Annotated in this window: 8 protein-coding genes and 1 tRNA gene; 3 read left to right on the top strand and 6 right to left on the bottom strand. The window is 64.2% G+C overall.

The features are described 5' to 3' along the window. Position 1 precedes the first annotated feature (1 nt). Together PLC66_RS13090 and PLC66_RS13085 are read right to left on the bottom strand one after the other, a co-directional pair. A tRNA-Ser gene (locus PLC66_RS13090) sits at positions 2-95 on the bottom strand. A 59-nt stretch (positions 96-154) separates the two neighbouring features. Further along, positions 155-1387: an aspartate kinase gene (locus PLC66_RS13085; protein ID WP_324541090.1), complete on the bottom strand. Its 1233-nt coding sequence runs from the start codon at positions 1385-1387 to the stop codon at positions 155-157. Between the two features lie 264 nt (positions 1388-1651). Here PLC66_RS13085 and PLC66_RS13080 point away from each other — a divergent pair, with 264 nt between their 5' ends. After that, on the top strand, positions 1652-1945 hold the full coding sequence (locus tag PLC66_RS13080) for a helix-turn-helix domain-containing protein (protein ID WP_324541088.1): 294 nt from the start codon (positions 1652-1654) through the stop codon (positions 1943-1945). A 17-nt stretch (positions 1946-1962) separates the two neighbouring features. On the opposite strand, the gene PLC66_RS13075 is transcribed toward PLC66_RS13080, so the two are convergent. After that, a complete protein-coding gene (locus PLC66_RS13075) occupies positions 1963-2832 on the bottom strand; it encodes a radical SAM protein (RefSeq protein ID WP_324541086.1) in 870 nt (289 codons plus the stop codon). Between the two features lie 86 nt (positions 2833-2918). Here PLC66_RS13075 and queD point away from each other — a divergent pair, with 86 nt between their 5' ends. After that, a complete protein-coding gene (queD, locus tag PLC66_RS13070) occupies positions 2919-3362 on the top strand; it encodes a 6-carboxytetrahydropterin synthase QueD (protein WP_324541084.1) in 444 nt (147 codons plus the stop codon). Between the two features lie 30 nt (positions 3363-3392). On the opposite strand, the gene PLC66_RS13065 is transcribed toward queD, so the two are convergent. Both PLC66_RS13065 and PLC66_RS13060 read right to left on the bottom strand, forming a co-directional pair. Then, the gene (locus tag PLC66_RS13065) at positions 3393-4550 is read right to left on the bottom strand and encodes a M20 aminoacylase family protein (RefSeq protein WP_324541082.1); all 1158 of its coding nucleotides are present in this window, start codon (positions 4548-4550) and stop codon (positions 3393-3395) included. 143 nt (positions 4551-4693) lie between these two features. Continuing rightward, the gene (locus tag PLC66_RS13060; protein ID WP_324541081.1) at positions 4694-6166 is read right to left on the bottom strand and encodes an MFS transporter; all 1473 of its coding nucleotides are present in this window, start codon (positions 6164-6166) and stop codon (positions 4694-4696) included. 200 nt (positions 6167-6366) lie between these two features. Here PLC66_RS13060 and PLC66_RS13055 point away from each other — a divergent pair, with 200 nt between their 5' ends. After that, positions 6367-7257 carry a LysR substrate-binding domain-containing protein gene (locus tag PLC66_RS13055; RefSeq protein ID WP_324541079.1) on the top strand — a complete coding sequence of 297 codons (891 nt, stop codon included), beginning with the start codon at positions 6367-6369 and terminating at the stop codon, positions 7255-7257. Between the two features lie 6 nt (positions 7258-7263). Here PLC66_RS13055 and PLC66_RS13050 read toward each other — a convergent pair whose 3' ends face one another. Next, positions 7264-8433 (bottom strand): DesA family fatty acid desaturase, encoded by a 1170-nt coding sequence (locus PLC66_RS13050; protein ID WP_324541077.1) that lies wholly within the window; start codon positions 8431-8433, stop codon positions 7264-7266. Positions 8434-8562 lie beyond the last annotated feature (129 nt).

Here is an 8562-nt window from a genome sequence, read left to right as displayed (position 1 = left end):
CTGGCGGAGACGGAGGGATTCGAACCCTCGATGCGAGTTTTAGCCCGCATGCTCCCTTAGCAGGGGAGTGCCTTCGACCTCTCGGCCACGTCTCCATCAGGAAGGCGCGATCATAGCGAGTTCGCGCCTGCCGGTCAAACGTGATTCAGTGACTTTATGCGGCCGCCGCGTCGAGGCCGAAAGCCTTGTGCAGCGCGCGCACGGCGAGCTCGAGGTACTTGTCCTCGATCGCCACCGAGATCTTGATTTCCGAGGTCGAGATCATCTGGATGTTGATCCCCTCTTCGGCCAGGGTGCGGAACATCTGCGAGGCCACGCCCGGATGCGAGCGCATGCCCACGCCGACGATCGACACCTTGCACATGGTGTTGTCGCTCTCGACGGCGCGCGCGCCGATGTGGGCGCGCACGCCCTCGAGCACGGTGAGCGCCTTGGCGAGGTCGCCGCGGGCCACGGTAAACGAGAAGTCGGTGCAGCCGTCATGGCCGATGTTCTGGATGATCATGTCGACGTCGATGTTGGCATCGGCGATCGGCCCCAGGATCTGGTAGGCGATACCCGGCTTGTCAGGCACGCCGGTCACGGTGAGCTTGGCTTCGTCGCGCGAGAAGGCGATGCCGGAGATGACGGGTTGTTCCATTTTCTTGTCTTCCTCAACGGTGATGAGCGTGCCCTCGCCTTCGCGATCTTCGAAGCTGGAGAGGACGCGCAGCTTGACCTTGTACTTGCCGGCGAATTCCACCGAGCGGATCTGCAGGACCTTCGAACCGAGGCTGGCCATCTCCAGCATCTCTTCGAAGGTGATGGTGTCGAGCTTGCGGGCCTCGGGGACGATGCGCGGGTCGGTGGTGTACACGCCGTCGACGTCGGTGTAGATCTGGCATTCGTCCGCCTTGAGCGCTGCCGCCAGCGCCACCCCGGTGGTGTCGGAGCCACCACGACCGAGCGTGGTGATGTTGCCGTTCTCGTCCACACCCTGGAAACCCGCGACGACGACGACCTTGCCTTCGTCCAGATCGCGACGGATCGGCGCCTCGTCGATGTTGAGGATGCGCGCCTTGGTATGCAGCGAGTCGGTCAGGATCTTGACTTGCGCGCCGGTGTAGCTCTTCGCCGGCACGCCGATGTCCTCGAGCGCCATGCACAACAGGCCGATCGTGACCTGCTCGCCGGTCGACACGACAACGTCGAGTTCGCGCGGACTGGGATTCGAGGCGACCTCCTTCGTCAGCGCGATCAGGCGGTTGGTCTCGCCGCTCATCGCCGATACGACCACGACCACCTGGTGGCCTGCCGCACGGAACTTCGCCACCTTGCGCGCGACGTTCTTGATGCGGTCGGGCGCCCCCACTGAAGTGCCGCCGTACTTCTGAACTATTAGTGCCATTGTCGTATCCAAGTGCCAGTGGATAAAGCCCATAATTCTATCCAAAGGTAGAAATTTTTGCTCGACAACCGCGGGCTGAAACTCAACGATGTGAAGTAATCCACGTCTTCAGCAAATTCGACAAAATCTTCTTTGTATGTTGAAAGAATAGTGAACTATACTTCACGCATCCTATGACTTAGGTCATAGGTGACACTTAGACCCGGATCCGGCACAACGCTCGCCCAGCGGGGTTTGCGTCGGTCCACCCACGAGGAATTTGCGATGAAAAGCACAGAAAAGCTCGATGTTCGCGAAATTCGCCGGAAACTTGGCCTGAACCAGTCACAGTTCTGGTCCAAGATCGGCGTCACGCAGAGTGGCGGCTCCCGTTACGAAAGTGGTCGTAACATCCCGCGCCCGGTTCAGGCCCTGCTGCGCCTGGTGCATGTCGAGCAGATCGACATCAACAAGGTCAAGCGCGAAGATGTGGATGTCGCCGAATACCTGAAGGCAACCAACCCCGAGTTGTACAAGACGCTAAAGAAGGAAGCGCGCGCCAAGCGCAAGGAGCGCTGAGCGCATGGCGCGGCTGGTCAGGGGCTGACGCGAACCGTCAGCCCTTTTTTTCGCATGTGTCCAGCGATTGCTTCGAGCTCCTCGGCACTGAGCGCCGAAAGGTGCGACGCCTCCGGCTGCATCGATTGACGGGCGAGACCATAAAGCAGCACGCCCTCGAGGCGCGATAGATCTGCCATTTCGAGCAACGCAAGGTAGGCCTCGATGTCCGCCGCCGAGGGTCCCGCCCCATCCCAGCGGAACATGCAGGTCTGCACCCAGGTCGGGCATGCCGCGGCGCAGCGCGCCAGGTTGCGCGCCACCGAGGCGGGCTCCAGCTGCACGCCATTCACCCGCTCGATGCCTTCCGCCGTGCCGGCATCGACCTTGAACCAGACCTCGCCCCCTGCCTCGGCCAGCCGCCCCACCGCAGCCAGCACGTCGGGCTGCCCCATCAGGCTGCCATTGGTGATCAGGCGCAGCGGTACCTGCTCGGCTGCAAGGCCGAACTCCGCCCGCAAGCGGATCGCGAGTTCGATCGCCTCGGGAAACGCCTTGGCGCTCGTCGGCTCGCCATTGCCTGAAAAGGCAATATCGCGAATCACGCGCATATCCTGCGGCACGAAACGAAGCATCCATTCACCCTGCACCAGGTCGCCGAGAAATCCATGCAGCTCGTCCTCGAGCTTCGCGAGGTCGATCTCGGGCGCCTTGCCGCGCACCAGCCCTGGCACCTGGCAGTAGGCGCAATGCCAGTTGCAGGCATTGTTGGGGTTCAGGTTGATGCCGACCGACACGCCGCCCGCGCGCCGCGACAGCACCGCATAGACGTAGGTGAGCCCGGCCAGGTCGCGGTCGTGGTTGCGGAAGGAGAGCGCCTGCGGGCGCCTTGAGGAATCGGAAATCATCGTCTGCTCAATCACTTGCGGAATAGGCCAAGGGCCGAAGCCGCCTCCGGGGTGCTATACTCCGCGCCCTTTCCAAGAGGTCAGCCATGCGCATCACCCGACGTCTCGAATTCGATGCCGGACACCGGATCCCCGATCACGCCAGCCAATGCCGCCATCTGCACGGCCACCGCTACGCCATCGAGGTCACGCTTTCCGGAGAGATCATCAAGGCCGACGGCCTGGCGGTCAATGGCATGGTGATGGATTTCGCCGACGTCAAGCGCATCGCCAACGAGCTCGTCGTCAGCGAGTGGGATCACGCCTTCCTCGCCTACCGCGGCGACACCGTCGTCATCGACTTTCTCGCGACCGTGCCCGGTCACAAGACGGTCGTGCTCGATGTGGTGCCCACGGCCGAGAACCTCGCCGCCGAGGCCTTCCGCATTCTCGACCCCGCTTACCGCGACAGCTACGGCAACCACCTGCGGCTTGAGCGCGTGCGGCTCTATGAAACGCCAAACTGCTGGGCAGACGCGATCCGCGCCTGATCCCAGCAGTCGAAGGCCGCGTGCGGCAGCTTACTTCAGGTAATGCTGCGCCAGCGCCACCCAGTATGCCGCCCCGATCGGCAGGTTGCGGTCATCGAAGTCGTACAGCGGGTGATGCACCATCGGCGTGTCGCCGTTGCCGATGAAGCAGTAGGTGCAGGGCTTTTGCTGCGCGTAGTAGGCAAAGTCCTCGCTGCCCATGAAGGTCGGCCCCGGCATCACCACCTGCTCCTCACCCAGCAGGGCGCGCGCGACGTCCGCGCATTCAGCCGTCAGCGCCGGGTCATTGACGAGCACCGCACCCGGCGCGCCTTCGCGGATCTCATGCGTGACCCCGAACGACACGGCCTGCGCCGCGGTGATGGCCTTCACCTTGTCGAGCACCAGCTTGCGCGTTTCCGGCGCGCTGCTGCGAATGCTCAGGCGCAGGGTCGCCGATTGCGGAATCACGTTGCCCGCGTCACCCGCCAGGAAGGCGCCGACCGAGACCACGGCGGAGTCCTTCGGTGCGACATTGCGCGACACGATGGTCTGCAGCGCCATCACCAGCGAGGCCCCTGCCACCACCGGGTCGATGCTCTTCTCGGGCATCGAGCCGTGACTACCCTTGCCGGTGAGCACGATCTCCCAGTTATCCACCGCGGCCATCACCGGCCCGGCGGTGAAGTAGAGCTTGCCGCGCTCGAGCGTTGGCATGTTGTGCATGCCGAACACGGCGTCCATCGGGAAGCGCTCGAACAGCCCGTCCTTGATCATCGCCACCGCGCCGCCCATGATCTCCTCCGCCGGCTGGAAGATCAGGTTGACCGTGCCGTTGAAGGCCCGCGTCCGCGCCAAGTACTGGGCCGCGCCGAGCAGCATCGCACTGTGGCCGTCATGACCGCAGGTGTGGGACTTGCCGGGGATGGTGCTCTTGTGTGTGCCTTCGATCATCTCCTGCACGGCCAGCGCGTCGGTGTCGGCGCGCAGGCCGATCGACTTCTGGCCATCGCCGCAGCGCAACCTGGCGACCAGGCCCGTCTTGCCGATGTTCTCGGTGACCTCGTAACCCCAGCCGCGCAGCAGTTCGGCAAGGTAGCGGGCGGTGTTGTGCTCCTCGAACGCCACTTCGGGGTATTGGTGCATGTGGTGCCGCCAAGCCTTCATCTGTTCCTGATCGGCCGCCAGTGCATTCAAGATCGTGTTCATGATGACTCCTGATCGAAATCTGAGACATTGAGGAAACTGGCCCGGGCCTCTCGGACTGAGGCGATCAGCCCGGGCAGGCTCTGCGCGCGACACGCACCAGAGGCGGGGCGCGCAGAGCGGGGATGGGTGGTGCTGGCGCTGCCTCAGGCCTTCTTCGCACCGGCTTTCGGGATGGTGAGCATGATCGACATGATTGCGCCGGCGACCATCAGCACGTTGAACATCAGGGCGATGATCGCGGCCTCGCGCACCGGCAGGTTGTCCTGGCGGCCCTGGAAGGTGATCACGCCTTCAAGCCAGGCGATGCTGTCGGGGTTGGCGCTGAGCGCGGTGAAGATCGCCGCGGAGATCGCCACACCGAAGGCGGCACCGAGCGACGAGGCCATCTTGTAGATGCCCGAGCCGGAGCCCGACTGATCGGCCGGGAGACTCGACAGCGCGGCGTCGGTCGAAGGCGTTGCATAGAAGGCCAGACCCACACCGAACAGGGTGTAGCCGATCATGGCGAGGATCTCGTAGTCGCCGAGCAGCAGGTTTGCCGGCGACAGCAGCACGATCGCCAGACCGGTGATGAGGCAGCCCCAGATCATCGGCTTACGGGCACCGAAGCGCTGCAGCAGCTTCTCGCCGACACGGATGAAGGCGATGATCGCAACGGCGTAGCCCAGCGTCAGCGTACCGGCTTGCTGCGCGGTCATGTCGCCGCCGATTTGAACCAGCTGTAGCGAGACCAGCAGGGTGCCGGCAACGCCGTTGAGCAGGAAGTTCGAAATCGTAGCGCCGGTGTAGGTCGGATTGCGGAACAGCTTGAAATCGACGAAGGGCTGACCGATCGTGTTCTCGATGCGGAAGAAGAGCCCACCGAAAACGATCACCGCGGCAATCAGGCCAAGAATGGTCGGGCTGGTCCAGCCCATCTTGTTACCCTGGGTCACGACGATCTGCAGGGCCACCATGGCGATCAGGAAGGTGAGCACGCCGGCCAGGTCGAACTTGTAGGCGCCCTTGGTCTCGGCCTTGCTTTCCGGCGTGCCCTTCATCATCAGCAGGCCGATGACGGCGACGACGATCGAGGCGAAGAAGATGTAGCGCCAGCCGAAGTTCTGCGTGACCAGGCCACCGAACAGCGAGCACACGCCCGAGCCACCCCAGGAACCGATTGACCACAGGCTCACCGCGCGCTGACGGGCCGAGCCATCCCAGTAGGCCTTCACCAGCGCGAGACTGGCCGGCATGATGCACGCCGCCGACACGCCCTGCAGCGCACGGCCGACCAGCAGGAAGGCCGTCGCCAGGTCGCCGGTGGGCGCGATCGCGATCAGCAGTGACCCGATGATGCTGAGATAGAAGCCGATCATGACGGTCTTGACGCGACCGACGCGGTCGGCGAGACCACCGATGACGACGATGAAGATTCCAGAGAACAGGGCCGTGATGGCGACGGCGATGTTCATCATGCTGGCATCGAGACCGAGGTCCCGCTGCATGTCCGGTGCGATGTTCAGCGTGGTCTGGGCAAATAGCCAGAAGGTGATGACACCGAGAATGATGCCGTAAAGAAGCTTGTCCGTACCTTGGTAGGTGGTACTGGGGGCCGTACCCGCAATGGCTGTCATGGCGATCTCCTGATGGAAGCGGGTTGAACAATTGCAACGCCCTCATCCTAGAGATTCCCCTACAAAAAATAAGGCATTTCATTGTCCGCGATGACCACCATCCGGAATCACCCCCCAAGGCCGCGCGAATCGGTTGAAACCGTCCCCGGAAGGCGATACGTTGCGCCAGCAGCAGCCCAACGCGAACACGGAACCAGCCGATGAAAGACCATCAACTTCGAGCACTGGTGCATGTGGCGGAATCGAGTTCGATCCGCGCTGCCGCGCGGGCGATGAACCTGAGCCAGAGCGCCCTGACCAAGGCCTTGCGCGAGCTCGAGGAAGACGTCGGCGCGCCGTTGCTGACCCGCAGCTACAAGGGCATCGAGTTCACCGCGGCGGGAATGGTGCTGCTCACTCGTGCCCGGCTGGCACTGTCTATCCTGGACAAGGCGGTCGAAGAGGTCCGCCTGCTGCATGGCGGCGCCGGTTCAAGGGTGGTGATTGCGGTCACCCCGATGGCAGGCGCACTGGTACTGCCGCGGGTGCTGCGCGAATACGAACAGCTGCAGCCCGAGGTCGAGGTGCATCTGACCGAAGGGCTGCTGACCCAGGTGCTGCCCGATCTGATCGAAGGCCGGCTCGATTTTGCGATCGCCGTCGCGGACCCGGCCGACCTGCCCTACGAGATCGATTTCGAGCCGCTCGGCCCTTCAGAGGCCGTGCTGGCGGCGCGCGAGGGCCATCCGCTCGCTGGCGCCACCACTTGGGCGGAGCTGAAGGACGCGAAATGGGTCATGAACCTGAGCCCCGGCAGCCTCGGCCGCAGCCTGCTGGCCTGGCTCGGCGAACAAGGCCTGCCGCCACCCAGGCACATGATCCGCTGCGCATCCACGATGCTGATGCTCGAACTGATGCAGCGCACCGACTGCATCGGCATCGGCCCGGCACGCCTGTTCGAGGACAGGCTGGTCGGCCACGGCATTCAGTGCATGCACGTCACGCCCCTGCCGCCGCCGATGTGCTTCGGCATCCTGCGCCTGCGCGGGATGCCGCTTTCCAGCGCCGCCAAGCCGATGGCGAAGCTGTTCGCGCGCTATCTGGCGCCCTGACCGGGCTCAGGCCGCGTAGCGGCGCAGGCGCAGCGAGAACTCCTGCAACTGGGCGATACCGCTCTGCTCCGCGCGCGCGATCCAGGCCTGCAGTTGGGCGAGCAACTGCTCGCGGCTGGCGTTCGAGCGCGCCCAGATGGCAGCGAGCTCCTCGCGCATCGACACCAGGGTCGCCAGCGCGGGGCTCTGCCCCACCACCGCCTGCAGTTGCTGGCGCTGCTCCTCGCGCAGGTGGCGCGCCTCGCCGGACAGCACCCAGCGCCGGGCGGCACGCACATCGAGCCCCTCCGCCCCGGCACGCTGCAGGCGCTTGAGCTCCTGGGCGCAGACCTTCTTCAGGGAACGCATGTAGTTGGTCATGACGTCGTAGCGATGGGTGACGATCGCCTGCAAAGTATCGAGATCCGGCACGGGCTTCAGTTCGCCGAGGCGCGGCTTCGGGATGGTCTTCTTGACCCTCGCCAGGCCCAGCATCTCCAGCATGCGGATGTACATCCAGCCGATGTCGAACTCGTACCACTTGGCCGACAGCTTGGCCGAGGTGGCGAAGCTGTGGTGGTTGTTGTGCAGCTCCTCGCCACCGATGAGGATGCCCCACGGCAGGATGTTGCGCGAGGCGTCGCTGCAGTCGTAGTTGCGGTAGCCCCAGAAGTGGGCGACGCCATTGACCACGCCTGCCGCCCAGAACGGGATCCACACCATCTGCACGGCCCAGATCGTCAGCCCGATGGCACCGAAGGCGATGACGTCGATCACCAGCATGATCGACACCCCCAGCACCGAATGGCGATACACGTTGCGCTCCAGCCAGTCGTCGGGCGTGCCGTGGCCGTAGCGCTTGAGGGTGTCCTCGTTCTTCGCTTCGGCACGATACAGTTCCGCGCCCTCCCACAGCACCTTGCGCAGGCCGCGCGTCTGCGGGCTGTGCGGATCCTCGGGCGTCTCGCACTTGGCGTGGTGCTTGCGGTGGATGGCGGCCCATTCGCGCGTGACCATGCCGGTGGTCAGCCATAGCCAGAGGCGGAAGAAATGGCTCGGGATCGGGTGCAGGTCCAGCGCCCGATGCGCCTGATGGCGATGCAGGAAGATTGTGACGGCGGCAATCGTGATGTGGGTGAGCACGAGGGCCACGATGACGTAGCCCCACCAGGGAAGATCGAACAACCCGTTAATCATGCGGATGAATATCCTTCAGAAAGACAGCATCAAGATTCTACGCCAGGCGCGACGCGCCACGCGCCGCATCGACAGCCCGCGCGGCACACCCGGTGGGGACGGGCGCGCCGCGACCTGACTCTGACTCCT

Origin of the sequence: Thauera sp. (genome assembly GCF_035444905.1) — a bacterium.
Classification (GTDB): domain Bacteria; phylum Pseudomonadota; class Gammaproteobacteria; order Burkholderiales; family Rhodocyclaceae; genus Thauera.
Note: the sequence above shows the minus strand (reverse complement) of the source record. Positions and strands in the feature narration are given on the sequence as shown.

Coding starts and splice junctions, on each gene's coding strand:
- PLC66_RS13085 (WP_324541090.1), bottom strand. CDS start 1,387: ATGGCACTAATAGTTCAGAAGTACGGCGGCACTTCAGTGGGGGCGCCC.
- PLC66_RS13080 (WP_324541088.1), top strand. CDS start 1,652: ATGAAAAGCACAGAAAAGCTCGATGTTCGCGAAATTCGCCGGAAACTT.
- PLC66_RS13075 (WP_324541086.1), bottom strand. CDS start 2,832: ATGATTTCCGATTCCTCAAGGCGCCCGCAGGCGCTCTCCTTCCGCAAC.
- queD (WP_324541084.1), top strand. CDS start 2,919: ATGCGCATCACCCGACGTCTCGAATTCGATGCCGGACACCGGATCCCC.
- PLC66_RS13065 (WP_324541082.1), bottom strand. CDS start 4,550: ATGAACACGATCTTGAATGCACTGGCGGCCGATCAGGAACAGATGAAG.
- PLC66_RS13060 (WP_324541081.1), bottom strand. CDS start 6,166: ATGACAGCCATTGCGGGTACGGCCCCCAGTACCACCTACCAAGGTACG.
- PLC66_RS13055 (WP_324541079.1), top strand. CDS start 6,367: ATGAAAGACCATCAACTTCGAGCACTGGTGCATGTGGCGGAATCGAGT.
- PLC66_RS13050 (WP_324541077.1), bottom strand. CDS start 8,433: ATGATTAACGGGTTGTTCGATCTTCCCTGGTGGGGCTACGTCATCGTG.